Consider the following 23,764-nt stretch of genomic DNA (forward strand, 5'->3'; position numbering starts at 1 on the left):
GTGTGAGCGGATGTGCGGCCGGAGCGCGATCACCCCTGCCGGGAGCCGTGGCCCACGCGCGCGTGGAGCGAAGGGGGTCGCGCGGGGCCACGGCGGGAGGGACGGGCCGGCCGGTGGGCCGGCCCGTCCGGGTCGGTCAGATCTTGGTCCACGCCTCCGTGAGGACGCCGCGGACTATCTGCTCGATCTCGTCGAACGTCGACTGGTCGGAGATCAGCGGCGGCGAGAGCTGGATGACCGGGTCGCCGCGGTCGTCGGCCCGGCAGTACAGCCCGTTCTCGAACAGCTGCTTGGACACGAAGCCGTAGAGCAGCCGCTCGCACTCCTCGGGGGTGAAGGACTCCTTGGTGGCCTTGTCCTTCACCAGCTCGATGCCGTAGAAGAAGCCGTTGCCCCGCACGTCGCCGACGATCGGCAGGTCGTTCAGCTTCGACAGGGTGGCGTGGAACGCCGCTTCGTTGTCCAGCACGTGCTGGTTGAGGCCCTCGCGCTCGAAGATGTCGAGATTGGCGAGCGCGACTGCGGCGGAGACCGGGTGGCCGCCGAAGGTGTAGCCGTGCAGGAAGGTGGCGTCGCCCTTGAAGAAGGGCTCGGCGATCCGGTCGGAGATGACGGCCGCGCCGATCGGGGAGTAGCCCGAGGTCATGCCCTTGGCGCAGGTGATGATGTCCGGGACGTAGCCGAACTTGTCGCAGGCGAACATCGTGCCGAGGCGGCCGAAGGCGCAGATGACCTCGTCCGAGACCAGCAGGACGCCGTACCGGTCGCAGATCTCGCGCACCCGCTGGAAATAGCCGGGGGGCGGCGGGAAGCAGCCGCCGGCGTTCTGCACGGGCTCCAGGAAGACGGCGGCGACGGTGTCCGGGCCCTCGAAGAGGATCTCCTGCTCGATCTGGTCGGCGGCCCAGCGGCCGAAGGCCTCGGGGTCGTCACCGTGGATCGGGGCGCGGTAGAAGTTGGTGTTGGGCACCTTGTGCGCGCCGGGAACCAGCGGCTCGAAGGGCGCCTTGAGGGCCGGCAGGCCGGTGATGGACAGGGCGCCCTGCGGGGTGCCGTGGTAGGCGACGGCCCGTGAGATGACCTTGTACTTGGTGTGGTTGCCGGTGAGCTTGTGGTACTGCTTCGCGAGCTTCCACGCGGTCTCGACGGCCTCGCCGCCACCGGTGGTGAAGAAGACCTTGTTCAGGTCGCCGGGCGCGTAGTGGGCCAGCCGCTCGGCCAGCTCGACGGCCTTGGGGTGGGCGTAGCTCCACACCGGGAAGAAGGCCAGCTCCTGCGCCTGCTTGTTGGCGGCCTCGGCCAGCTCGGCGCGGCCGTGGCCGGCCTGGACCACGAACAGGCCCGCGAGGCCGTCGAGGTAGCGCTTGCCCTTGTCGTCGAAGATGTAGGTGCCCTCGCCGCGCACGATGGTGGGCACGGGGGCGTTCTCGTACGACGACATGCGGGTGAAGTGCATCCACAGGTGGTCGTACGCCGTCTGGGAGAGGTCCTTGCTCACGGCTATCGGGTTCCCCATGTGTAGGTCTGCTTGCGGAGCTTGAGGTAGACGAAGCTCTCGGTGGAGCGCACGCCGGGGAGGGTCCGGATGCGCTTGTTGATCATTTCGAGGAGGTGGTCGTCGTCCTCGCAGACGATCTCGATCAGGAGATCGAAGGAGCCGGCGGTCATCACCACGTACTCCACCTCGTCCATCGCGGTCAGGGCGTCGGCCACCGGGTCGAGGTCGCCCTCGACGTTGATGCCGACCATCGCCTGCCGCCGGAACCCGACGGTGAGCGGGTCGGTGACGGCGACGATCTGCATCACGCCCTGGTCGAGCAGCTTCTGCACGCGCTGCCGGACGGCCGCCTCGGACAGCCCGACGGCCTTGCCGATCGCCGCGTAGGGGCGGCGGCCGTCCTCCTGGAGTTGCTCGATGATCGCCAGGGAGACGGCGTCGATCGGGGGCGTGCCCTGCACGCTCTTCGGGTCTGCACTACGAGTGGCCACGAACACCACTGTGCATGGGACTCGTCTGTGTGGCAACCCTTGAGCGATGAAATTCGTTGTCGATCGGCTCAGGAATAACTGATTCCGTTGTTTCTGAGTGGTAGGTATGTCGAAAGCGTCGCCTCAGTGACTAGGCTGGTGTCTCGCCCATCGGACAGCTGACAGAAAGGGTGGCGCACGTGACCACCGAGCTGCGTCGTCTTCGCAACTACATCGCCGGAGAATTCCGGGACGCCGCCGACGGGCGGACCACCGAGGTGGTCAATCCCGTCACCGGCGAGGCGTACGCCACCGCCGCCCTGTCCGGTGCCGCCGACGTCGACGCCGCCATGGCCGCGGCCGAGGCGGCCTTCCCCGCCTGGCGCGACCTGGTGCCCGGCGACCGGCAGAAGGTCCTGCTCAAGATCGCCGACGCCTTCGAGGCGCGGGCCGAGGAGCTGATCGCCACCGAGTCGGAGAACACCGGCAAGCCGCTCGCGCTCACCCGCAGCGAAGAGATCCCGCCCATGGTGGACCAGATCCGCTTCTTCGCCGGCGCCGCCCGGATGCTGGAGGGCCGCTCCGCCGGTGAGTACATGGAGGGGATGACCTCCATCATCCGCCGGGAGCCGATCGGCGTCTGCGCGCAGGTCGCGCCGTGGAACTACCCGATGATGATGGCCGTGTGGAAGTTCGCCCCGGCGCTCGCCGCGGGCAACACCGTCGTCCTCAAGCCCTCCGACACCACGCCCGCCTCCACGCTCCTGATGGCCGAGATCATCGGTGGCGTGCTGGAGGAACTGGGCCACCCCAAGGGCGTGTTCAACGTGATCTGCGGCGACCGGGAGACCGGCCGCCTCATGGTCGAGCACCCGGTGCCGGCCATGGCCTCGATCACCGGCTCCGTGCGGGCCGGCATGCAGGTCGCGGAGTCCGCCGCCAAGGACGTCAAGCGCGTCCACCTGGAGCTGGGCGGCAAGGCGCCGGTCGTCGTCTTCGAGGACGCCGACATCGCCAAGGCCGTCGAGGACATCGCGGTGGCGGGCTACTTCAACGCCGGCCAGGACTGTACGGCCGCCACCCGCGTGCTGGTGCACGAGTCCGTGCACGACGAGTTCGTGACCGCGCTCGCCAAGGCGGCCGCCGACACCAAGACGGGCCTGCCGGACGACGAGGACGTGCTCTACGGGCCGCTCAACAACGCCAACCAGCTCAAGCAGGTGTCCGGCTTCATCGAGCGGCTGCCCGCCCACGCCAAGGTGGAGGCCGGTGGCCACCGGGTGGGCGAGCAGGGCTACTTCTTCGCGCCGACCGTCGTCTCCGGGCTCGCGCAGGACGACGAGATCATCCAGCACGAGGTCTTCGGCCCCGTCATCACCGTCCAGTCCTTCACGGACGAGGAGCAGGCCGTCGCCTACGCCAACGGCGTCGAGTACGCCCTGGCCTCGTCGGTGTGGACCAAGGACCACGCGCGGGCCATGCGGATGTCCAAGCGGCTGGACTTCGGCTGCGTGTGGATCAACACCCACATCCCGCTCGTCGCCGAGATGCCGCACGGCGGCTTCAAGCAGTCCGGCTACGGCAAGGACCTCTCGGCCTACGGCTTCGAGGACTACACGCGCATCAAGCACGTGATGACGTCGCTGGGCTGACCCGCCCGGCCGACCGCCGCGGCCCCCACCGGAGATCCGGTGGGGGCCGCGGCCGTCTTCCCGGGGTCAGGCTCCCTGTCGTTGCGCGCCGTGCGGTCCGTAGAGGCGGAGGAACGCGCGGACGCCGTCGTGGACGATGGCGCCGACCTCGGACTCCGGCACCTTCAGGGCGCCGTAGAGGGAGCTCTGGCTGACACCGGAGACCGCCAGCAGGACGAAGTGCCGTGCCGCCAGCTCCGCGTCCTCGGTGTCCAGCAGCCCTTCGTCCGTCATCTCGCCCAGACGGTGCGCCAGTTGCCGGAACGAGGGCCGGGGGCCGGCGTCCTGCCACGCCTCGATGACGTCCGGCTGGAGGTGGGTGGCCTCGGCGTGGATCTGCCGCACGAGGGCGAAGTGGTCCGCGAACTCCGGCGGGGGAGAGGCCCAGTCGAAGGCGAAGGCGGTGAGGTCGCGCTCGAGATCGGTGATCTTGGCGAGGTGGCGCTCCACCACCGACCGGTGCCACGCGGTCACGGAGTCGGCGCTCTCGATGAGGACGGAGCGGAAGAGCTCCTCCTTGTCCGTGAAGTGGTTATAGATCGTCCGCTTCGACACCTCCGCCTCCGCGGCGATCGCGTCCACGCTCGCCCGGGTGAAGCCGTCGCGGGCGAACACCGCGCGGGCCGCCCGGGTGATGGCCTGCCGCTTCTCCGCCATACCGCGGCGCTGCCGCCCGGCCCCCGCCTCCTGTGCTGCGGACATCTCCGCTCCTTTCGAGCCACTCGCGTCGGGCCGCATCGGGCCCCTCGAGAAAATTGCACTGTTCGGTTTACCCATTGCACTGCACGGTGTAGTTTACCAACATGCCTTCCGAGTTCTCACGGACCCGGCGGCCCGGCACCGTCATGACGGCGCTCGTGGTCCTGCTGGGGTTCCTCACGCTGCCCATGTCCATGTCCGGCACAACCGTCGCGATCCCCCGCATCGGCGAGGATCTGCATGCCACCGGAGCGGCCCTGCAGTGGGTCCTGACCGGCTATTTCCTGACGGCCTCCTCCTTCATGCTCGTCTCCGGTTCGCTGGCCGACCTCTTCGGCCGCCGGAGGATCTTCGCCGCGGGCGCCGTCCTCTACGCGGCAGGGGCCCTGGGCAGCGCCACGGCCGCCGATATCGCGATGCTGGATGTGGCCCGCACCCTGTCGGGCGCCGGCGCCGCGGGGGTCATGGCGGGCGGTGGCGCCCTTCTCGCCGCCACCTTCCAGGGTGCGGCCAGGACCCGGGCCTTCGCCGCCATGGGCACCGTGTCGGGCATCGGCCTCGCCATGGGCCCGACGCTGTCCGGCTGGATGGTCGGCGGTCTCGGCTGGCGCGTCACCTTCGCCCTCTTCGCCGTGAGCGGCCTGCTCATCCTCGTCGGCTCCTTCTTCGTGGCGGAGTCGCGGGCCGACCGCCGGCCGAAGGTGGACCGGCCGGGGGTCGCGAGCTTCATCGGAGGCCTCGCCCTGCTGATGTTCGGCATCACCCAAGGGGCCCAGGCCGGCTGGGGCAGCCCCAGGGTCCTCGGGCCCGTCGCCGCCGGAGCCCTCCTGCTGGTGGTCTTCGTCGCGGTCGAGCGGCGCAGCGACCACCCGGTGCTCGACCTGACGCTGATCCGCGACCGCCGTTTCCTGGCCTGGTGCCTGGCCGCGCTCGCCGTCCCCGTGGGCAGCTCCGGCGTGCTGGTCTTCCTGCCGACCTACCTCCAGGGCGTGAACGGCCTCTCCGCCCGGGACGCGGGGCTGGCCATGCTGATGCTGACGGCGCCCGTGCTCTTCCTGCCCGCGACGGGCGGGCGGCTGGTCAACCGGGGCGTCCCGGCCCGCCACCTCGCCGCACTCGCCGTGCTCCTCCTCGCCGGAGGCAACGCCTGGCTCACCGTGCTCCACCCCGGTGTGACCCCGCTCGCCCTGCTCGGCCCCCTGCTCGCCATAGGCGTCGGCAACGGCCTGGTCGCCGGTATCATCGATGCCCAGGCGATGAGCCTGGTGGAGCCTGCCCGGGTCGGCATGGCGGCCGGATTCCTCAACACCGTCAAGGGCGGGGGCAACGCCCTGGTGCTGGCCGTGACCGGTGCGGTGCTGACCAGCCTGGTCCAGGCCCGTACGGGCTCGGCGGAGCTGGCCGGACGCATAGCCGCCGGAGACCTGTCCGGTCCCGGAAGGGCTCTGCACGCGGCACAGTTCACCGACGCCTGGCACCTCGTCCTGTGGTCGGTGGCGGCCCTGTGCGCCGTGGGTGCGCTCACCGTCCACAGGCTGCTCGCCCCGGCGGCCCGCCCCGTCAAGGTGTCGGGGGAGGGGAGCCGCTCCCGGACAGGCCGTACATTGTCCGCGAAGATCTGACCCGCCATGCTGCCGAAATGCGAGTGAGCCCCGTGAAGACGCTGTCCCGCCGGTCCCTGCTGCGCGCGCTCGGCGCCGGCGCGGGGGCCGCCGCACTCGCCGGTTGCGGGGTGCCCGCCGCGTATGTCCAGCCGGGCGACCGGGCCGCGCAGGACCGGTCGGGGAGCGACAAGCGGCTCGTCTTCGCCAACTGGCCGCTCTACATCGACACCGACGAGAAGGACCCCCAGCGCCGCCCCACGCTGGAGGGCTTCGAGAAGAGCAGCGGGATCTCGGTGAAGTACACCGAGGAGATCAACGACAACGACGAGTTCTTCGGCAAGATCAGCCCCGCCCTGATGAACCACCAGGCGACCGGCCGCGATCTCGTCGTGGTCAGCGACTGGATGTGCGCGCGCTACGTCCGCCTGGGCTGGGTCCAGGAGATGGACAGGTCCCGGCAGCCGAATGTGGACCGGCGGCTCGACCCCCTGCTGCGCAAGCCGTCCTTCGACCCCGGGCGGCTGCACAGCGTCCCCTGGCAGTCGGGCATCACCGGGATCGCCTACAACCGCAAGAAGCTCGGCCGCGAGATCCGGCACACCTCCGAGCTGTGGAAGGACGACCTGCGGGGGCGGGTCACCCTGCTGGCCGGGATGGACGAGGCGTTCTCGCTGCTCATGCAGGGCAACGGCGCCGATGTCACCCGCTGGACCGCAGACGACTTCCACACCATGACCGACCAGCTCCGCCGCCTGGTCCGCAATCGCCATATCCGCCGCTTCACCGGCAACGACTACATCAAGGACCTCTCCTCCGGCGACGTCCTGGCCTGTCAGGCGTATTCCGGGGACATCATCCAGCTCCAGGCCGACAACCCCGACATCGAGTTCGTCGTCCCGCAGGAGGGCGCGGAGCTGTGGGCCGAGAGCCTGATGATCCCCAACCTCGCCCGGCACAAGCGCAACGCGGAAGACCTCATCGACTACTACTACCGGCCCGAGGTCGCCGCCCGGCTGGCCGCCGCGGTCAACTACGTCTGTCCGGTGCCGGCCGCCCGTGACGTTCTCGCCGCGTCCAAGGACAAGGATCTCGCGGCGCTCGCCGAGAACCCGTTGATCTTCCCCAGCGAGGAGATGCGCAAGCGCCTCGCCACCGCACGCGACATGACCGCACACGAGCGGCCCGGGTTCACCAAGGAGTGGAACGAGATCGTCGGTCTCTGAGAGCGGCCTCCCGGACCGCCGGCCGCACTCAAGAGGGCCTCGGCGCAAGCGGGTTGAGGGTGGCCGATTTCGTTTCCGGGCGGATTTTCCGCCACGGAATCCGTCGCCGGTTCCGGTCTTGACCGGTGATCTCGCGGATGGTCAGACTGTCGAAATCGCCGAGATGTCATCGGCGTGCTGACCACCGGGGGAGTGATCGCACTGGACGGCAACAGTTTCGGCGTGCCCGCACAACCCTCCATAGCAGAGGCTCTGGCGGCCCTGCCGCAAGTGACCCGCGCAGCCGGGTTCGGGGCGGACATCGACGCGGCGCACGAGGTGATGCTCGCGCCGGGCACCCGGCAGGAGCACCGGGAAGCGGCTCTGCTGGCCTGGCTGGAGCAGGCGAGGCCCTGCTCGTTCGGCCGGTTCGTGGCGAGGATCGGACATCCGTCGGGCGCCCGGAGGCGGAAGGGCCTCGACCTCTGCTGGATCCTGGAAGAAGATCTCGCGCGGGGTCACGAACATGTCGCGGCCAAGGTGTGGACGGCCCGGGCCGCCTGGAAGCGGCGCGCGGTCAAGGGCGAGTCCAGCGCCTTCCTGATCGTCTTCAGCGACAGAAGGCTCGCGTTCGCCCGGCCGAGCCGCCAACTGGGCGAGCTCTGCCGGACCTTGGCCGGCACCTACCTCTCCGAATGCGCGCCGGTCGACTACGAGACCGTCTACGCCGAAGCGCTTCCCCTGCGGTGCGCCGACGGCAGCGTGTCCCTCTTCAAGGCGGGCACCCGGCTGCTCTACACGGGAGCGCACGGGGGCAGGTGGTACGAGCGCCGGATCCCCGGGGGTGTGGCGATCTCGGTCAACTCGCCCGGACACTACGCGCGTTCGCTCGGCATCCGGGGGTTCGCGCCGGGGCCGGGCGCGGCGTCCGCGCCGTACCGGGTGGATGTCCTCGTGCCGCGCGGCATCGTCGGCGACGATGCCGGACAGCCGCGGGAGGGGAGCTCGGGGGCGTTGCGGCTGGACTGCCTCACGCCCAGGGAGTTCTCCGTGAGCGACCCGGAGCACGGGTGGTCGAGCGGGTTGCCCATAGGGGACGACGCGGTGCTGACGAATCCCTGGGAGCCGGTGGGAGCGGTCTGAGCCGTGCGCCCGGGTCGCGGTCCCGGCCCGCTCTCAGACGCCGTACAGACCGGCCGTCAGGGATCGCAGCGTCTGGATGCGGTTGGTGGTGATGGAGTCGACGCCCGCCGACAGGAGGCGCCGCATCGTGCGGCGCGTGTCCGCCGTCCACGCCGAGACCAGGAAGCCCTGGGCGTGGTGCGTCGCGACGAGCTCCGGGGTCAGCAGGCCGAAGCGGTAGTTGATCCAGCGCGGGCGCACCCGGTCGAGCAGGGCCGCGCGCGGCGGGGCGAGCGTCGTCCAGGTGAGCGCGATCTCGGCGTCCGGGTCCGCCCGGCGGACGGCGAGCATCGACTCCGGGGAGCCGCAGTAGTACACCCGCCCGGCCGCCCCGCTCGCGTGGACCTCGGCCACGGCCGCCTCCGTGGCCGAGGGGGCGGGCAGGTCGATGAACAGCCGTTGGCCGGGGGCCGCCTCCGCACCGGCGAGCGCGAGCGCCTCCCGCAGCGTCGGCACCCCGCCGCCGGTCAGCTCCCGCAGCTCGTCGGCCGAGAGGGAGTCGAGGGACCAGGGGCGCGCCCAGAGCCGTTCCAGCGTCGCGTCGTGCAGGAGCACGGGCACGCCGTCCCGCGTCAGCCGTACGTCGATCTCGACCGCCCCGGCCCCCGCCCGCAGCGCCGAGCCGACCGAGGGAAGGGTGTTCTCGCGGTGCGCGTACGGGTCACCGCGGTGGGCGACGGCGGTGAAGGCGGGGGCGGGGGCAGCGGTGGAAGCCGCGGTGTTCCGGGTGGGCATGGGGCCATTGTGGCCGGAGTGCCGACGCTCCGGGGTCAGTTCAGGCGGCCCGCCGTGTAGGAGTCGATCTCCGCGCGCAGCGCCGCCTTGCCGGCGGGGTCCATGAAGGACGCCTCGACGGCGTTCTTGGCCAGCTCGGCGACGCCCCGCGCGTCGAGGTCGAGCAGGCGGGCCGCGACCCCGTACTCCCGGTTGAGGTCCGTGCCGAACATCGGTGGGTCGTCGCTGTTGACGGTGACCAGGACACCCGCGGCGACCATCTCCTTGATGGGGTGCCGCTCCAGGTCGGTCACCGCCCGGGTGGCCAGGTTCGAGGTGGGGCAGACCTCCAGCGGGATGCGGTGCTCCGCGAGATGGGCCAGCAGCTTCGGGTCCTGCGGCGCGCTCGTGCCGTGGCCGATGCGCTCGGCGCGCAGGTCCACGAGGGCGTCCCAGATCGTCTGCGGGCCCGTGGTCTCGCCCGCGTGCGGGACGCTGTGCAGCCCCGCCGCGATGGCCCGGTCGAAGTACGGCTTGAACTGCGGCCGCGGCACCCCGATCTCCGGACCGCCGAGCCCGAAGGAGACCAGCCCCTCGGGCTTGAGGTCACAGGCGATCCGGGCCGTCTCCTCGGCGGCCTCCAGACCGGCCTCGCCCGGGATGTCGAAGCACCAGCGCAGTATGACGCCCAGTTCGGTCTCCGCCGCCTTGCGGGCGTCCTCGATCGCCTCCACGAAGGCCGCGTCCGGGATGCCGCGCCGGGTCGAGCTGTACGGGGTCACCGTCAGCTCGGCGTAGCGGATGTTCTGCCGGGCCATGTCACGGGCGACCTCGTACGTCAGCAGCCGCACGTCCTCCGCGTCCCGGATGAGGTCGACCACCGAGAGATAGACCTGGATGAAGTGCGCGAAGTCGCGGAAGGTGAAGAAGTCCGCGAGCGCCTCGGGGTCCGTGGGCACGGGCGAGTCGGGGTGCCGTGCGGCCAGCTCGGCGACGATGCGCGGGGAGGCGGAACCGACGTGGTGCACGTGCAGCTCCGCCTTGGGGAGCCCTGCGATGAACGAGTCGAGTACGGACATGCGGGCCTCCGGGGCTGTGCGGTCGACGGGTGGCGATCATCGTATGCGGGCGGGCGCGGGGCCCGTGCTCAGGCCTTAGCATGACGGGGAAACGACTGGGGAGGACTATGTCCGACAAGGGGTCCGAGACGGGGGCCGACAAGGGCGCCATGGCCGGTGTGCCGCCGGAGTCGCACGACCGCGATCCCTGGGCTCCGCCGGAGCGGCGCGCGCCGCTCGACGGGCCCGGCGAGCGGCCGGTGCCCCAGCAGCGCGTCCCCCTCGACAAGCCCGCCGCGCAGGCGGCGCCCGGACAGCCCGGCGCCGTGCCGCCGACCGCTCCCCAGGGCCTGCCGACGCCGCCCCCGTACGCCTTCCCCCCGGCCGGGTCCGCCGTGCCGCCGGTGCCGCAGGCGCCGACCGGCCCGGGCACCCCGAGCGCGTACCCCGCAGGACCGTACGGACAACAGCCCTACGGCCAGGCGCCGTACGGCCGGCCCGGCCCGGTCCAGGGCGCGGGCTGGTACCCCCAGCCCGCCTACGGACAGCAGTCCCCGTACGGCCAGGGGCCGTACGCGCCGCCCGGCTCCTACGGCTATCCCGCGGCGCCCTACGGTCCCGGCTGGCAGCACCCCGGGCCCGCGGCCGGGAACGGCCTCGGCGTGGCCGCGCTCGTGCTCGGCATCATCGGCACCGTGCTGTCGCCGACGGTCTTCCTCGGCGTCATCCTCGGCATACTCGCGATCGTCTTCGGCGGCATAGGCCGGACCAAGGTGAGCAGCGGCGAGGCCGACAACGGCGGCCAGACCCTCGCCGGTCTGATCCTCGGCGCAGTGGCGCTCGTGGCCAGCGTGCTGATGCTGATCTTCTACATCAACTTCAGCCACGACCACAGGGACACCACTCCGGAGGAGGACCCGGGCGCGACCTACGGGGCGTATCTGTCCGCGCCGGTGCTGCTCGTGGACCGCGGTCCCGGCCGCTGACGCGAGCCGTCACCGACACGGCGACGCCTCCTCAGGAAGCCAGCCGCTGCCGCGCTTCCATCAGGGCGAAGCCCAGCAGGTTCTCCCCGCGCCAGCGCACCGGGTCCTGGGCCCGCTCGTCGTCGGCGGCCAGGCCGATGCCCCATATCCGGTCGGGCGGACTGGCTTCGACCAGCACCCGCTCACCCGTGCCCAGCAGATAGGCGCCGAGCCGCGGATCCTGCGCGAACTTGTGGACGCCGCCCTCCACCACCAGCTCGAAGCGGTGCCGCCGCCAGACCTCCTCGTCGAAGCCGCGCACCGTGCGGCCCGCGTCCTTCGCCTGCTCGGGGTGCGCGGCCGCGAGGACCCGGGCCTCCGCGTCCCGGTCACCGAAGAGCCGGGCCTTGCCCGCCATCATCCAGTGCTCGGCCGTGGCGTAGACCGTCCCGTCCACCGTGAACGGCGACGGCCACCACTGGCTGAAGCACCCCTGCCCCACACTGCCGTCCGGCCGCGGCCGGTGGCCCCAGAAAAAGACCCACTTGACGCTCTCGCCCCCGGCGAGCGCCGCCGTCAGCTGCTCCACCGACCGTGAGTCGGCCGCCCTCTTCCCGTCGTGCCCGTTCCGGTCCCCGTCGATCTTCATGCCCGCCATTCTGACAGCGGCCGCCGACGCAGGACCGTGAATATCCACAGGCCCCGCGGCCTGGCGACCCGTCACGTCGCCCGCACTGAATTCGTCGCGTTTTCAAAACACTGCGACGGAATCCCTTGTTGCACTCCATCTCCTCTGTCAGGATCGGCATCCGAATCCGGTTGGAGCTACGCCTTCCACAGGTCTCTGCGGTCGGCGGAGGAGTGCGCAATGGATCGACGGTTCGACGGGGCGGAGCAGTTCGCCGAGGGCGCGCAGTACATCGGCGGACGACCGAGGTCCGGGAGTTCGGGCCGTACGCACGCGGTCGTGGACCCGGCCACCGGAGCGGAGATCCTCGCCTACGAGCTCGCCGGGCCCGCCGATGTGGACGCGGCCGTCGCCGCCGCCGGGGACGCTCTCCCCGCCTGGGCGGGAGCCACCCCCGGCGAGCGCTCCGACGCCCTCCACCGGTTCGCCGGGATCCTCGCCGAGCGGGCTGAGGACCTCGCGCTCGCCGAGTCCGCGCAGTGCGGCAAGCCGATCCGGCTCACCACCGGCTTCGACGTCCCGGGCACGGTCGACAACGCCGCGTTCTTCGCCGGGGCCGCCCGCCATCTGGAGGGCAGGTCGGCCGGTGAGTACAGCGCGGACCACACCTCGTACATCCGGCGCGAGCCGATCGGTGTCGTCGGCTCGATCGCGCCATGGAACTATCCCCTCCAGATGGCCGCGTGGAAGGTCCTCCCGGCGATCGCCGCGGGGAACACGGTCGTTCTCAAGCCCGCCGAGCTGACGCCGCTGACCTCGCTGATGTTCGCCCGGGCGGCGACCGACGCCGGGATCCCCGACGGTGTCGTCAACGTCGTCAGCGGTGCGGGCCGGGACGCGGGCGAGCGCCTCGTCGGCCACCCCTCGGTCGCCATGACCTCGTTCACCGGCTCCACCCCCGTCGGCCGGCGGGTCGCCGAGCTCGCCACCGCCACCGTCAAACGGCTGCACCTCGAACTCGGCGGGAAGGCCCCCTTCGTCGTCTTCGACGACGCCGACCTGGAGGCCGCCGTCCACGGCGCGGTCGCCGGAGCGCTCATCAACACCGGCCAGGACTGCACGGCCGCCACGCGCGCCTACGTCCAGCGGCCGCTCCACGAGGCGTTCGTCGCCGGCGTCGCCGACCTCATGGCCACAGTCCGCCTCGGTGACCCCTTCGACCCGGCCACCGACCTCGGGCCGCTGATCTCGCACGCGCAGCGCGACCGGGTCGCCGGCTTCGTGGACCGGGCCCGCTCGTACGCCACCGTCGTCACCGGCGGCGACGCCCCGGCCGGTGAGCTCGCGAAGGGCGCCTACTACCTCCCCACGCTCATCACCGGCGCCGCCCAGGACAGCGAGATCGTCCAGGACGAGGTCTTCGGTCCCGTCCTGGCCGTGCTGCCCTTCGACAGCGACGACGAGGGCATCGCGCTCGCCAACGACACGCCGTACGGGCTGGCCGCCTCCGCCTGGAGCCGCGACGTCTACCGCACCGGCCGCGCCACCCGGGAGATCAAGGCGGGCTGCGTGTGGGTCAACGACCACATCCCGATCCTCAGTGAGATGCCGCACGGCGGCTACAAGGCATCCGGCTACGGCAAGGACATGTCCGCCTATTCCTTCGAGGAATACACCCAGGTCAAGCACGTCATGTTCGACAACACGGCCGTCGCGCGGAAGCCATGGCACCGCACCGTCTTCACCGTCGGCTGACCGGGACGGCGCCGCTCCGTTTTCCGGCGACAATCTTCTGGTCCCCCAGCAACGCCCGTCACCAGCAGAACGCACAATTCTCCGAGCTCCCGGCGCCCGAGCGCCATCCGGGCCACCGGCGCGGCGCCAGCCCCCGGACATATGAGAACGTACGCGGCTGTACGTGCCGTACGCGCTTCACGCCCCCGACACCCCTGGACCAGACCCATGACAGCAACCGCCCCCACCGCCGGCAGCAGCGGCACGGACGTCCGCCTCACCGCCATCAGCAAGCGCTACGGCTCCTTCACCGCGGTCCACCCGCTCGACCTGGCCATCCCCGCGGGCTCCTTCTTCGCCCTCCTCGGCGCCTCCGGCTGCGGCAAGACCACCACCCTGCGGATGATCGCCGGCCTGGAGGACCCCACCACCGGCAGTGTGGAACTCGCGGGCAAGGACGTCACCGCCCTCCCCCCGCACAAGCGGCCCGTCAACACCGTCTTCCAGAGCTACGCGCTCTTCCCCCACCTCGACATCTACGAGAACGTCGCCTTCGGCCTCCGCCGCCGGGGCATCAAGTCGGTGAAGAAGCAGGTCGGCGACATGCTCGACCTCGTACAGCTCGGTGACTTCGCCCGCCGCAAGCCCCATCAGCTCTCCGGCGGCCAGCAGCAGCGCGTCGCCGTCGCCCGCGCGCTCATCAACCACCCGCAGGTGCTGCTCCTCGACGAGCCGCTCGGCGCCCTCGACCTCAAGCTGCGCCGCCAGATGCAGCTGGAGCTCAAGCGCATCCAGACCGAGGTCGGCATCACGTTCGTCCACGTCACCCACGACCAGGAGGAGGCCATGACCATGGCCGACACCGTCGCGGTCATGAACGGCGGCCGGGTCGAGCAGCTCGGCGCCCCCGCCGACCTCTACGAGACCCCGCGCACCACCTTCGTCGCCAACTTCCTGGGCACCTCCAACCTCATCACCGCCGACGTCCTCGGCACTTCCGGCGACGACATCCTTCTGCGGGCCTGTGATACCAAACTCACCCTTCCGGCGACCCGATGTACGACCACCGCCCGCACGGGCGAGAAGCTTCTGATCGGCATACGGCCCGAGAAGATCACTCTCACCCACGCCGACGACGCCGGCACCATCCCCGACGGCCGCAACCGCATCACCGGCCGCATCGCCGACTCCAGCTTCATCGGCGTCTCCACGCAGTACGTGATCGACAGCCCCGTCGGCCCCGGCCTGTCCGTCTACGAGCAGAACATCGAGCGCGACAGCCGCCTCGCACCCGGCGCCGAGGTCGTCCTGCACTGGAACCCCGGCCACAGCTTCGGCCTGGACGCGGCGCAGAGCGTCGAGGCGGGCACGGACGCGGGGGAGGGGACGTGACGACTACAGCCACCACCTCCGCCGACACCGGCACCGAAGCGCCCGCCGTCACCGCGGCCGCCCGCCGGAAGAAGCTCGTCCCCTACTGGCTGCTGCTCCCCGGCATCCTCTGGCTCGTCGTCTTCTTCGCCGCGCCCCTGGTCTACCAGGCGTCCACCTCCGTGCAGACCGGGTCGCTCGAAGAGGGCTTCAAGGTCACCTGGCACTTCGCCACCTACGCGGACGCCCTGACCGAGTACTACCCGCAGTTCCTGCGCTCGGTGGCCTACTCCGCCACCGCCACCGTGCTCTGCCTCGCCCTCGGCTACCCGCTCGCCTACCTCATCGCCTTCAAGGCGGGCCGCTGGCGCAACCTGCTGATGGTCCTCGTCATCGCGCCGTTCTTCACCAGCTTCCTGATCCGCACGCTCGCCTGGAAGACGATCCTCTCCGACGGCGGCCCCGTCGTCTCCGCGCTGGGCAGCCTGCACATCCTCGACGTCACCAACGCCCTCGGCGTCACCGAGGGACACCGCGTCCTCGCGACCCCGCTCGCCGTCGTCTGCGGCCTGACCTACAACTTCCTGCCCTTCATGATCCTGCCGCTCTACACCTCACTCGAACGCATCGACCCACGGCTCCACGAAGCGGCCGGAGACCTCTACGCCACCCCCCTCACCACCTTCCGCAAGGTGACCTTCCCGCTGTCCATGCCCGGTGTCGTCGCGGGCACCCTGCTCACCTTCATCCCCGCCACCGGCGACTACATCAACGCCGAACTCCTCGGCTCCACCGACCAGAAGATGATCGGGAACGTCATCCAGTCCCAGTTCCTGCGCGTCCTGGACTACCCCACCGCCGCCGCCCTGTCCTTCATCCTCATGGCCGCCATCCTCGCCATGGTCACGCTCTACATCCGCAAGTCCGGGACGGAGGACCTCGTCTGATGCGCACTGTGACGCGCTGGCTGCGCCGTAACCTCGTGGTCCTCGTGGGCCTCGGCACGCTGGGCTATCTGATGCTGCCCAACGTCATCGTGACGGTCTTCTCCTTCAACAAGCCCAACGGCCGCTTCAACTACGAGTGGCAGCGCTTCTCCACCGACGCCTGGACCGACCCCTGCGGCGTCGCCGACCTGTGCGGCTCGCTCTCGCTCAGCCTCCGCATCGCGATCTGGGCGACCATCGGCGCGACCGTGCTCGGCACGATGATCGCCTTCGCGCTCGCCCGCTACCGCTTCCGAGCCCGGTCCTCCGTGAGCACCCTGCTGTTCCTGCCGATGGCGATGCCCGAGGTCGTCATGGCCGCCTCGCTGGCCACCCTCTTCCTCAACATGGGCGTCACGTTCGGCTTCTGGACGATCCTCATCGCCCACATCATGTTCTGCCTGAGCTTCGTGGTGACGGCCGTCAAGGCGCGGGTCATGTCCATGGACCCCCGCCTGGAGCAGGCCGCGCAGGACCTCTACGCCACCCCGTTCCAGACCTTCCTGCGGGTCACCCTGCCCATCGCCGCCCCCGGGATCGCGGCGGGCGCCCTGCTGTCCTTCGCCCTGTCCTTCGACGACTTCATCATCACGAACTTCAACGCGGGATCGACTGTGACCTTCCCCATGTTCGTCTGGGGATCCGCACAACGGGGCACACCCGTTCAAATCAATGTCATCGGGACGGCGATGTTCGCCGTCGCCGTGCTGTGCGTCCTCGCCGGTCAGCTGGTCGGCAGGCGCCGTAGAAGGAGCTGAGACCATGGCCCCTCGTGCCATGAACCCTGCACAATCACTCATCGACGCCGCCCCCCGGCCCTACTGGCTCGACGACCCCTCCCGGCCGGAGGCACTCCCCGCCCTCGTCGGTGACGAGCACACCGACCTGCTCGTCGTCGGCGGCGGCTACTCCGGACTGTGGACCGCGCTCCGCGCCAAGGAGCGCGACCCGGCCCGGGATGTCGTCCTCATCGAGGCCCAGGAGGTCGGCTGGGCCGCCTCCGGCCGCAACGGAGGCTTCTGCTCCGCCTCCCTCACCCACGGCTGGGCCAACGGCCAGGCCCGCTGGCCCGACGAGCTCGCCACCCTGGAGCGGCTCGGCCGCGACAACCTCGACGGGATCGAGGCCACCGTCGCCCGCCACGGCATCGACTGCGGCTTCGAACGCACCGGCGAGATAGATATCGCCACCGCCCCCCACCAGGTCCAGGAGCTGCGCGAGGCCGCCGACGAGGTCGTCGCCCTGGGCCTGCCCGACTACGAATACCTCGACCAGGACGCCCTGCGCGCCGAGGTCGACTCCCCGACCTTCCTCGCCGGCCTCTGGGACCGCACGGGCGTCGCCATGCTCCACCCCGCCCGGCTCGCCTGGGGCCTCAAGCGCGCCTGCCTGGAGCTGGGCGTGCGGATCTACGAGCGCACGCCGGGCACCGAGCTGTCCTCGCGCAACGCCGGGGTCGCCGTCCGCACCCCGTACGGCCGTGTCTTCGCCCGCCACGCCGCCCTCGGCACCAACGCCTTCCCCTCGCTGGTCAAGCGCGTCCGGCCGTTCATCGCGCCCGTATACGACTACGCGCTGATGACCGAGCCGCTGAGCGAGGAGCAGCGCGCCGCCGTCGGCTGGAAGAACCGGCAGGGGCTCGGCGACGCCGCCAACCACTTCCACTACTTCCGCATCACGCCCGACCACCGGATCCTGTGGGGCGGCTACGACATCGTCTACCACTACGGCGGCGGCGTCTCGGCCGACTACGACCACCACCCGGCCACGTACCAGAAGCTCGCCGAGCACTTCTTCCACTGCTTCCCCCAGCTCGAAGGGGTGCGCTTCACGCACAACTGGGGCGGCGCCATCGACACCTGCTCCCGCTTCTCGGCGTTCTTCGGCACCGCGCACGGCGGCCGGGTCGGCTACGCCCTCGGCTACACCGGCCTCGGCGTCGGAGCGAGCCGCTTCGGGGCGGACGTCATGCTCGACCTGCTGAGCGGGGAGCGCACCGAGCGGACCGAGCTGGAGATGGTCCGCAGCAGGCCGCTGCCGTTCCCGCCCGAGCCCGTGCGGTCCATGGGCATCGGCATCACCCAGTGGTCGATGACCCGTGCCGACGAGAACGGCGGCCGCCGCAACCTCTGGCTCAAGGCCATGGACAAGGTCGGCATGGGCTTCGACAGCTGAGCCGCCGCGCCCGCCGCGCGCCGGGGCACTTCGCACCGCCCGCCGGGGAGCCCTTCGCCTCCGATGACGCGGGAAACCCGCGTAATGATCCGCCGTCAGGGCCCTCTCATCCGTGAATGCAGAAGCAGGCAGTCACGGAAAGGGAGGACCCCATGAGCGACGGAGCGGGGACGAGGAGCGCGGTGGAGTGGCTGGCGACGGCCGCACCCGACCCCGGGACCTGCCGGTGGGAGTGGGAGCGCAATCCGCTGGGGATCGCGCTCCTGCCCGCCGGGCGGGTCTGGGACGTGCTCATCCTCCCCAGCGCGCTCGGCCATCCCACCCTGGACGTCCTGTCGCGCTGCACCGACCGGATCGGCCCGGTCCTCGCCGACTTCGGGGACAGCCGGCTGGGTTTCTTCGTCCCGCCGGGCACGGCCGCGGGCTGGGTCGCGACCGATGTGCGGGCCGTCGGGGACGGCGGCTGGGTCGTCGTCCCGCACCCCGGCCGTGCCGCGTCCGGCGTGCGCTGGATCGTCCCGCCGGACGGCGCGGGCACGCTCACGGACCCGGCGGTCCTGGAGCTGTCGATGCACGAGGCCGCCGCGTTCCTCGCCGACGAGCACGAGCAGGGCGGCTGAGCGCGAGCGCCAGGCCCCACAGCAGCACCCCCGACAGGCACCAGCTGCCGAGCACGTCCAGGGGCCAGTGGAAGCCGCACCGGACGAGCCCCACGCCCACGGCCGCGTTGCCGACGGCGTACGACGTCACCACGGCGGCCCGCCCCCGCCCCCGGGCGAGGCCGGGCCGGGGGAGCAGGAACAGCAGCGCGGCGGCCCCGTAGGCGACCGCCGCCGTGGCGGTGTGGCCGGAAGGGAAGAAGCCGTCGTGCGCGCCCGCCATGGCCGCGGGCCCCGGCCGGGCGACGGCGTCCTTGAAGGGCACGACCAGCGCGGGGACGGCGGCCATCGTGAGCGCCGCGCACAGCGGCGGCCACCACCGCCGGGGGCCGGGCGCGCGCAGGGCCGACACGGCCATGGCCACCGCCAGCACGGGCAGAGCGACCGTCATGTTTCCGAGGTCGGCGAAGAAGTGGGCGGCACCGCCGGGGAGGGCCGAGCCGGAGACCGCGCGGCCGGCCCGCTCGTCCAGGGCGCGCAACGGGCCGTGACCGACGACCTGCCAGGTGATCAGCGCGAGGAGAAGGGCGCACAGTCCGGGGAGGAGTCCGCGGCGGAGAGGGCCCCGTGCCGGCGGCCCCGGAACAGGGGGGGAGGTTCCGAGGCCGCCGTGGTGACCGGGGTGCCGCGCGCCCCGGGGGGTATGGGGCGGGCGGCCGTCCGATCGGTGAGGATGCCCGGAGCCAGAGGCTCCGGTGGTGCTGTGCGCGAAGGCACGACCGGGTCGGCGATGGGGATTCGCCGGCACGGCGGTGTCCGCAGTCCCCTGCGGACGGGGTGTTGCATTCATCTGCAGAAACCGTACGGCAGGGCGGGGCGTCCGGACAGCCGGATCACCCCTCCACCACCCGCCCCGCACAGGTTCTTCACCCCATGACGACCCCAAGACGCCATTACCGCAGCATTACCGTCGGTTACAGACGCGTGAACGCGGCCTCGATGATGTCCAGGCCCTCGTTGAGCAGGTCCTCGCCGATGACCAGCGGCGGCAGGAAGCGCAGCACGTTGCCGTACGTGCCGCAGGTCAGGACCAGCAGGCCCTCCGCGTGACAGGCCTTCGCGAGCGCGCCCGCGGCGGCGGCGTCCGGGTTCTTCGTGCCCGGCTCCACCAGCTCGATCGCGATCATCGCGCCGCGGCCACGGATGTCGCCGATGATTTCGTGCTTCTCCTGCATCGCGGAGAGGCGCCCCTTCATGACCTCCTCGATGCGCTTGGCCTTCGCGTTGAGGTCCAGCTCGCGCATGGTCTCGATCGAGCCGAGCGCCGCCGCGCACGCCACCGGGTTGCCGCCGTAGGTGCCGCCCAGGCCGCCCGGGTGCGCCGCGTCCATGATCTCCGCGCGGCCGGTGACGGCGGCGAGCGGCAGACCGCCCGCGATGCCCTTCGCCGTCGTGATCAGGTCCGGGACGACGCCCTCGTCCTCGCACGCGAACCACTGGCCCGTACGGCAGAAGCCGGACTGGATCTCGTCCGCGACGAAGACGATGCCGTTGTCCTTCGCGAACTGCGCGATGCGCGGCAGGAAGCCCTTGGCCGGCTCGATGAAGCCGCCCTCGCCGAGCACCGGCTCGATGATGATCGCGGCGACGTTCTCCGCGCCGATCTGCTTGGTGATCTGGTCGATGGCCTGGGCGGACGCCTCGGCGCCACAGTTCTCCGGGCCGGTCGGCCAGCGGTAGCCGTACGCCACCGGCACGCGGTAGACCTCGGGCGCGAACGGGCCGAAGCCCTGCTTGTACGGCATGTTCTTCGCCGTCAGCGCCATCGTCAGGTTGGTGCGGCCGTGGTAGCCGTGGTCGAAGACGACGACCGCCTGGCGCTTGGTGTACGCGCGGGCGATCTTCACCGCGTTCTCCACCGCCTCGGCGCCGGAGTTGAACAGCGCCGACTTCTTGGCGTGGTCACCCGGGGTCAGCTCGGCGAGCTGCTCGCAGACCTCCACGTAGCCCTCGTACGGCGTCACCATGAAACAGGTGTGGGTGAAGTCGGCGAGCTGCGCGGACGCGCGGCGCACGACGGCCTCCGCGCTGGAGCCCACCGAGGTCACGGCGATGCCGGAGCCGAAGTCGATGAGGGAGTTGCCGTCGACGTCCTCGATGACGCCGCCACCGGCGCGCACGGTGAACACCGGGAGCGTCGAGCCCACGCCCGCCGCGACCGTCGCCGTCCGGCGGGCCTGCAGCTCGAGCGACTTCGGGCCGGGGATCGCGGTGACGATGCGGCGCTCCTGGGGGAGGGACGGGCCTCCGGTCGGTGCAGTCATGAGAGGGCTCCAGGGGGATGACGAGATCGATCGGGCTTTCAGTCGCAGGCTAGGGGTGCCGGACGAGGTCGGGCATGTTCCGTTCGGGAGAAGTGCGCGCGCCGCCTTGTCCGTACCGGACATGGCGGGCCGCCCCGCCCGTCCGCGCGCCACCTGCGGGTGATCATGACCATACGGGGGCGTGGCATCCCGCGGGTCACCTGAACTCCCCGCGCACGCCTATTAGATTGAGCGGCGGCGCGCACGTCGGACACGCGGTACACGAGTTCTGGTGGGGGCAAGGCAGCGATGGACACTGAGGGCACGTTCGACTCGCCGGGCACATGGGGGCCGCAGGAGCCGGCCGGCCACCGGGGTGTGCCGCCCAGGCCCGCCGGGCCTCCGCGCGTGCCCGCCGTCCCCCCGCAGGGCTCCCCGGCCCCCGGGGACCAGCCGGAATCGCCCTTCATGGCCTGGCTGCGCGCCCCGCGCGCCAAGGCCCAGCCGGGCGTCTGGGCCTTCGACCACCGGCCCAGGGCGCCCGAGGAACCCGGCCGGGTGCCCGGCAGACAGCTGATCAGCGGCGCGGTGATCGCCTTCCTGTGCGGGTGGCTGTTCTGGTCGCTGCTGTGGCACGGCTACCTCGGCCCGTACTGGAAGTGGCCCCTGCGTGCCATGGCGCCGGGCTCCTGGCAGGACGGCACCGAGGAGTGGATGATCGCGTCGTACGTCTACTACGCGCTCGCCGCCTGCGTCCTCGCGGTCGGCTTCGGCCGGGTCGGACGGTGGCCCGAACTGTGGCGACGCTTCGTCACCCCCCTGTGGGAGCGCTTCTGGCGCCGGATGCCGCCGTCCGTCAGCCCGCCCCGCCCGGAGCGCCTCGCGGCGCGGCCGCTCGTCCGCCGGGCGGCCCTGGCCTTCGCCGGTGTGTGGGCGGTGTGGCTGCTGTGCTGGAACGGCGCCGTGGGCAGCGTGTGGATCTGGCCGCTCGTCGCCTTCACCCCGGACTCCTGGGACCCGCTCTCCCGGCTCTACGCCGGATACAGCTACTACGTCCTCTTCACCCTCCTGCTCCTCTCCATCGCCTGCCGGGTCGGCTGCTGGCGCGAGCTCTGGCGCCGCTACGGCCCCGCCGACCAGCGCGTCCGCCGCCACGACGCGGGCCACCAGGCCCGCGGCACCGCCCGCACCGCGCAGGGCGACCCCGCCGAGTGGCCCGAGATGCGCGCCGCCGGGGCCCACGACGCAGCCGAACGGCTGGCGGCCGAGGCGCGGTCCGGGGCGATGAACGACGTCGACCACTCCCGCATCCAGCGCGCCTGGGAGTCCGTGCGCGCGCAGCCCGGCCGGCTCGCCTCCTTCACCGAGGCCGTGCTCCGGCACGGTGCCGCCGCCTGCGCCCACCCCTCCGGCGCGCGCGACCTGCCCGTACGCGCCGCCCTGCACGACCTCGTCACCCGGCAGGTGCGGCTCGGCACCGCCGCCGACGACGACCGCAACCCCTACGCGCACCGCGGGGCGGGCTGCGCCCTCGACCCCGGGCTGCTGGGCACCTCGCTGCTCGCCGTCGGCCCGCCCGGCAGCGGCAAGACGGACCGGCTGGTGCGGCCGGTGCTGGAGTCGCTCTGCCTCCAGGCGCTGGCCGGGCGGACCGCGGTCGTCGCGGTCGGGGCGTCCGGCGCGGGGCTCGCGCCCGACGAGGCGTTCGACATCGTGGTGAAGATCGGACGCCCGGACTCGGCGTACGACCTCGATCTGTACGGCGGTACGGACGACCCCGACGAGGCCGCCGCCGTGCTCGCCGAAGGGCTCGTCGGCGATCTCACCGCCACGCTCCCCGGCGAGGGCGGCCGCCGCGCCGCGACCGCGCTCGCCCAGATCCTCGGCCCCTACCGCGCCGCCCACGGCCGCTTTCCCTCCGTGCCGGAACTGCGCGAGCTCCTCGACGGCTCGGCCGCCGCCGTGGGTGCGCTGCGGGACGCCCTCTCCGCCGCCGGGCAGGACGCGCAGGTGCGCGAGCTCGACGCCCGCGAACGGCAGGCGCGGCGCGCCGGAGACGCCGGGCCCCTGCTCGCCGACCGGCTCGCGCTCCTCGACCGGCCCGCCTTCGCCCGCTTCTTCGACACCACCCGCCCCGGCCGCACCTTCTCGCTCCGCACCCTCGAACACCCCCTGCGCGTCCGCATCGACCTGCCCGAGCGCGGCCACGCGGAGGCGTCCCGGATGCTGGCCCGGCTCGTCCTCGCGCAGTTCACCGAGTGCACCGTCGGCCGCGCCGACCGCTCGCTGTTCGCCTGCCTCGTGCTGGACGACGCCACCCACGCGGTCACCCCCGAGGCCGTGCGCGGGCTCGGCCGGCTGCGCTCGGCCAACGCCGGGGCCGTGCTCACCCTCCGCACGCTCGACGACGTGCCCGAGACGCTGCGCAGCGCGCTGCTGGGCTCGGTCGGCTGCCGGATGGCGTTCTCGGGCGTGACCACCTGGGACGGCGCGCGGTTCGCGGAGGTCTGGGGCAAGGAGTGGGTGGAGGCCCGGGACATCACCGACCGCCAGGTCATCGCCCACGAACCGCTGACCCGGGCCACGCACATCCTGCGCCGGCTGGTCACCGGCCGGGCGGTGACCGCGCAGTCCGTGACCGTCCGCCAAGTGGAGCGGGAGCGCTGGTCCGCCTCCGAGCTGGCGCACGCCGTGCCCGCCGGGCACGCGGTGCTGTCGGTGACCTCCGTACGGGGGGCGAGCGCGCCGCCGGTGCTGGTCGACCTGACGAAGTGAGGCCGACGATTTGAGGGCGGCGAAGTGAGGACGGGCGGAATGCGGCGTACGCGTTCCCGGCGAATCCTCCACTGAGGCAGAATCGGGAACAGCCGTTCATACGGGACGGC

Annotated in this window: 20 protein-coding genes; 12 read left to right on the forward strand and 8 right to left on the reverse strand. The window is 71.8% G+C overall.

The features are described from left to right. Positions 1 to 136: 136 nt before the first annotated feature. Both DXZ73_RS30075 and DXZ73_RS30080 read right to left on the reverse strand, forming a co-directional pair. Complete coding sequence (locus DXZ73_RS30075) at positions 137 to 1,516, reverse strand: aspartate aminotransferase family protein (protein WP_116214138.1); 1,380 nt, start codon at positions 1,514 to 1,516, stop codon at positions 137 to 139. Next, positions 1,501 to 1,989 carry an Lrp/AsnC family transcriptional regulator gene (locus tag DXZ73_RS30080; protein WP_116215956.1) on the reverse strand — a complete coding sequence of 163 codons (489 nt, stop codon included), beginning with the start codon at positions 1,987 to 1,989 and terminating at the stop codon, positions 1,501 to 1,503. The genes DXZ73_RS30075 and DXZ73_RS30080 overlap by 16 nt, the downstream gene beginning before the upstream one ends. Positions 1,990 to 2,168: 179 nt before the next feature. Here DXZ73_RS30080 and DXZ73_RS30085 point away from each other — a divergent pair, with 179 nt between their 5' ends. Beyond that, the gene (locus tag DXZ73_RS30085; RefSeq protein ID WP_116214139.1) at positions 2,169 to 3,620 is read left to right on the forward strand and encodes a gamma-aminobutyraldehyde dehydrogenase; all 1,452 of its coding nucleotides are present in this window, start codon (positions 2,169 to 2,171) and stop codon (positions 3,618 to 3,620) included. A 66-nt stretch (positions 3,621 to 3,686) separates the two neighbouring features. Here DXZ73_RS30085 and DXZ73_RS30090 read toward each other — a convergent pair whose 3' ends face one another. Continuing rightward, positions 3,687 to 4,361 (reverse strand): TetR/AcrR family transcriptional regulator, encoded by a 675-nt coding sequence (locus DXZ73_RS30090; RefSeq protein ID WP_240351542.1) that lies wholly within the window; start codon positions 4,359 to 4,361, stop codon positions 3,687 to 3,689. Positions 4,362 to 4,462: 101 nt separating this feature from the next. On the opposite strand from DXZ73_RS30090, the gene DXZ73_RS30095 reads away from it, so the two are divergent. From DXZ73_RS30095 to DXZ73_RS30105, 3 genes are all read left to right on the forward strand, one after another. Beyond that, positions 4,463 to 5,980: an MFS transporter gene (locus DXZ73_RS30095; protein ID WP_116214141.1), complete on the forward strand. Its 1,518-nt coding sequence runs from the start codon at positions 4,463 to 4,465 to the stop codon at positions 5,978 to 5,980. Positions 5,981 to 5,997: 17 nt separating this feature from the next. Then, the gene (locus DXZ73_RS30100; RefSeq protein ID WP_240351543.1) at positions 5,998 to 7,185 is read left to right on the forward strand and encodes a polyamine ABC transporter substrate-binding protein; all 1,188 of its coding nucleotides are present in this window, start codon (positions 5,998 to 6,000) and stop codon (positions 7,183 to 7,185) included. A 174-nt stretch (positions 7,186 to 7,359) separates the two neighbouring features. After that, positions 7,360 to 8,307, forward strand: a complete 948-nt coding sequence (locus DXZ73_RS30105) for a hypothetical protein (protein ID WP_116214142.1) — start codon at positions 7,360 to 7,362, stop codon at positions 8,305 to 8,307. 33 nt (positions 8,308 to 8,340) lie between these two features. On the opposite strand, the gene DXZ73_RS30110 is transcribed toward DXZ73_RS30105, so the two are convergent. Both DXZ73_RS30110 and DXZ73_RS30115 read right to left on the reverse strand, forming a co-directional pair. Next, positions 8,341 to 9,081 carry a glycerophosphodiester phosphodiesterase gene (locus tag DXZ73_RS30110; protein ID WP_116214143.1) on the reverse strand — a complete coding sequence of 247 codons (741 nt, stop codon included), beginning with the start codon at positions 9,079 to 9,081 and terminating at the stop codon, positions 8,341 to 8,343. 35 nt (positions 9,082 to 9,116) lie between these two features. Continuing rightward, positions 9,117 to 10,139: an adenosine deaminase gene (locus DXZ73_RS30115; RefSeq protein WP_116214144.1), complete on the reverse strand. Its 1,023-nt coding sequence runs from the start codon at positions 10,137 to 10,139 to the stop codon at positions 9,117 to 9,119. 107 nt (positions 10,140 to 10,246) lie between these two features. On the opposite strand from DXZ73_RS30115, the gene DXZ73_RS40165 reads away from it, so the two are divergent. Further along, a complete protein-coding gene (locus DXZ73_RS40165) occupies positions 10,247 to 11,104 on the forward strand; it encodes a DUF4190 domain-containing protein (protein WP_205519258.1) in 858 nt (285 codons plus the stop codon). A gap of 31 nt (positions 11,105 to 11,135) precedes the next feature. On the opposite strand, the gene DXZ73_RS30125 is transcribed toward DXZ73_RS40165, so the two are convergent. Further along, entirely contained in the window at positions 11,136 to 11,732 is a 597-nt protein-coding gene (locus DXZ73_RS30125; RefSeq protein WP_240351544.1) for an NADAR family protein, read from the reverse strand. Between the two features lie 219 nt (positions 11,733 to 11,951). On the opposite strand from DXZ73_RS30125, the gene DXZ73_RS30130 reads away from it, so the two are divergent. The 6 genes from DXZ73_RS30130 (at position 11,952) to DXZ73_RS30155 (ending at position 18,597) form a co-directional block, all read left to right on the forward strand. Further along, positions 11,952 to 13,466, forward strand: a complete 1,515-nt coding sequence (locus DXZ73_RS30130) for a gamma-aminobutyraldehyde dehydrogenase (protein ID WP_116214146.1) — start codon at positions 11,952 to 11,954, stop codon at positions 13,464 to 13,466. A gap of 207 nt (positions 13,467 to 13,673) precedes the next feature. Continuing rightward, positions 13,674 to 14,837: an ABC transporter ATP-binding protein gene (locus tag DXZ73_RS30135; protein WP_116214147.1), complete on the forward strand. Its 1,164-nt coding sequence runs from the start codon at positions 13,674 to 13,676 to the stop codon at positions 14,835 to 14,837. Further along, the gene (locus DXZ73_RS30140; protein WP_116214148.1) at positions 14,834 to 15,763 is read left to right on the forward strand and encodes an ABC transporter permease; all 930 of its coding nucleotides are present in this window, start codon (positions 14,834 to 14,836) and stop codon (positions 15,761 to 15,763) included. The genes DXZ73_RS30135 and DXZ73_RS30140 overlap by 4 nt, the downstream gene beginning before the upstream one ends. Beyond that, positions 15,763 to 16,560, forward strand: a complete 798-nt coding sequence (locus DXZ73_RS30145) for an ABC transporter permease (protein ID WP_116214149.1) — start codon at positions 15,763 to 15,765, stop codon at positions 16,558 to 16,560. Before DXZ73_RS30140 ends, DXZ73_RS30145 begins: the two co-directional genes overlap by 1 nt. Positions 16,561 to 16,564: 4 nt before the next feature. Then, positions 16,565 to 17,977 carry an NAD(P)/FAD-dependent oxidoreductase gene (locus tag DXZ73_RS30150; RefSeq protein WP_116214150.1) on the forward strand — a complete coding sequence of 471 codons (1,413 nt, stop codon included), beginning with the start codon at positions 16,565 to 16,567 and terminating at the stop codon, positions 17,975 to 17,977. Positions 17,978 to 18,129: 152 nt separating this feature from the next. Continuing rightward, positions 18,130 to 18,597, forward strand: a complete 468-nt coding sequence (locus DXZ73_RS30155; protein WP_116214151.1) for a hypothetical protein — start codon at positions 18,130 to 18,132, stop codon at positions 18,595 to 18,597. Here DXZ73_RS30155 and DXZ73_RS30160 read toward each other — a convergent pair. Together DXZ73_RS30160 and gabT are read right to left on the reverse strand one after the other, a co-directional pair. After that, positions 18,518 to 19,117: a phosphatase PAP2 family protein gene (locus DXZ73_RS30160; RefSeq protein WP_338059145.1), complete on the reverse strand. Its 600-nt coding sequence runs from the start codon at positions 19,115 to 19,117 to the stop codon at positions 18,518 to 18,520. The genes DXZ73_RS30155 and DXZ73_RS30160 overlap by 80 nt on opposite strands. A 433-nt stretch (positions 19,118 to 19,550) precedes the next feature. Further along, positions 19,551 to 20,900 (reverse strand): 4-aminobutyrate--2-oxoglutarate transaminase, encoded by a 1,350-nt coding sequence (gene gabT, locus DXZ73_RS30165; protein WP_116214153.1) that lies wholly within the window; start codon positions 20,898 to 20,900, stop codon positions 19,551 to 19,553. A gap of 387 nt (positions 20,901 to 21,287) precedes the next feature. Here gabT and DXZ73_RS30170 point away from each other — a divergent pair, with 387 nt between their 5' ends. Next, positions 21,288 to 23,654, forward strand: a complete 2,367-nt coding sequence (locus tag DXZ73_RS30170) for an ATP/GTP-binding protein (protein WP_425315879.1) — start codon at positions 21,288 to 21,290, stop codon at positions 23,652 to 23,654. Positions 23,655 to 23,764: the final 110 nt, after the last annotated feature.

It is taken from the genome of Streptoverticillium olivoreticuli subsp. olivoreticuli (assembly GCF_003391135.1).
In the GTDB taxonomy this organism is placed as follows: domain Bacteria; phylum Actinomycetota; class Actinomycetes; order Streptomycetales; family Streptomycetaceae; genus Streptomyces; species Streptomyces blastmyceticus.